This is a genomic window from Desulfocastanea catecholica, assembly GCF_054657295.1.
On the sequence record NZ_BAAHYZ010000097.1, the window covers coordinates 1 to 1,533 of the forward strand.

Sequence of the window (1,533 nt, forward strand, 5' to 3'; positions counted from 1 at the left end):
CCTGGATGGACTGGCCGAAGCCGAGAGACGCATCGAAGACCTGGCCGCCGAACTGGCCAAGATCCAACAACAGGCCAGCGACGATCGGCAGGCCGCCGAAACAGCTGCCGCTGTTGCAACAGAAAAACTAGAATCTATGGGAACTCGGATCGAGGCGCTGGAAACGGAGCGACGGCAACTCATTGAGACCGCTGAAACATCCAGAACCGAAGCCGCAAAAGCCATGCTGCAAGTCGAACGGGCCGACCAGGCTACAGGAAAAGCGGAAGCTCGAGCCCAGGACTTAGGTGTTCAACTGGCAGAAGTTCAGAAAGAGAAGGTGTCCGCAGAAAAGGCCGCAGCTGTAGCAGAACAGAAAAACCAAGATCAAGCTGAGATCCTGGCTGAAACCCGGGCCAGCCTGGCCGAACTTAAAAAGGAAACTCGAGAGACAGTCACAGAACAAAAACAAGAGATCCAGGAGCTCAGAAAAACAATCACGGATCTGGAAAAAAAGATCGCTGTTTTGTTGGTTGAAAAGGCCGAAATCGTTAAATCCCTGGCTTTGACCGAAGAAAGGATAAATAAAACACCAGAAAGATAGGGATAGAGAACTGAAACGGGTGCGGCCGGTTCCACAACCGTCATCCCGGGCTCGACCCGGAATCCACTACCAACTTTGGTAATCAGGAGTATTCACATGATCGGCCAGAAGGCCAGGGGCGGGAACCGTACCATTATCATCGAGCACGGTTTCTATCCACAAGGCAGTAGCTTTCGGGGCTATTTTCAACCGCCTCATCAAAAGGGATAGCTTGGTCCGACCCCGAATTTCAAATTTCAACTTAACATCTTCGAAGCCTGGTGAATATGTTTATCAATGCAAAATTTTTGCGATTTTCCTTCCACAATGTAATAGTTGCATCCACTGTTTCACGTACGACCTGCAACACCATATGCTGTGGTATTTGTGATTTTTGAGTCAATTTCCTGAAATGTTCCAGGGTAATGTTCTGCATATCTCTGGTGTTGTAGAGCTTCAACGCCAGTTTATCATTGGCAAGGTAAGGGATAGTCGAGAGCAGATCATACGCCCATTTCCGGCAGGCCATCAATCTCTCCCATGGAAACCAGTCGATTTTCAGGAGTAGGAATGCCGATCATCGCAGCCAGCTGCATCATGGCACATTCATTTTCCGGGACATGCATGTAGTTCTGCGCGGGCAGTTTGATGATCCAGTCTCCCCCCACCCCTTTTGTTGGGATCGTCATACCGCCACGACGTTCCGCGATAGCAGAGAATTTCAACTGAACCCCGGCAAGTGAGAAACGATAAGCGGGTTTACTCTCACCCTGTTTTGCCTCAGCCGGCTCCTGTGACAATCCACTGGTGCCTCCCATTGGCACTACGGACACGGCACCCGGCAGATCTTCTCCCAAGAGCTCGATCAGCTTGAATTAAATTTTCATTGAACGAAAAAAATGTTTTCCCACTCGGCAACATGGTTAATGTGCCGATGTCGGCATCATGCAGAAAAACCTGCAGCAAGTCGG

The 1,533-nt window shown here is 50.0% G+C and carries 2 protein-coding genes and 1 pseudogene; 1 reads left to right on the plus strand and 2 read right to left on the minus strand.

Annotation, left to right across the window (positions count from 1 at the left end; all coding sequences use genetic code 11):
• Positions 1-583, plus strand: a pseudogene (locus tag ACYQ8U_RS22975) (DNA-binding protein); the annotation flags it as partial.
• Positions 584-1,065: 482 nt separating this feature from the next.
• Here the strand turns inward: ACYQ8U_RS22975 and ACYQ8U_RS22980 are convergent.
• Positions 1,066-1,380 (minus strand): HipA domain-containing protein, encoded by a 315-nt coding sequence (locus tag ACYQ8U_RS22980; protein WP_459947889.1) that lies wholly within the window; start codon positions 1,378-1,380, stop codon positions 1,066-1,068.
• Positions 1,343-1,533, minus strand: a 191-nt coding sequence (locus tag ACYQ8U_RS22985) for a hypothetical protein (protein WP_459947890.1), incomplete at its 5' end; no start/stop codon positions are given. The genes ACYQ8U_RS22980 and ACYQ8U_RS22985, both read right to left, overlap by 38 nt.

Excerpts from the sequence above, each read along its gene's own strand:
- ACYQ8U_RS22980 (WP_459947889.1), bottom strand. The coding sequence starts at position 1,380 with ATGGGAGGCACCAGTGGATTGTCACAGGAGCCGGCTGAGGCAAAACAG.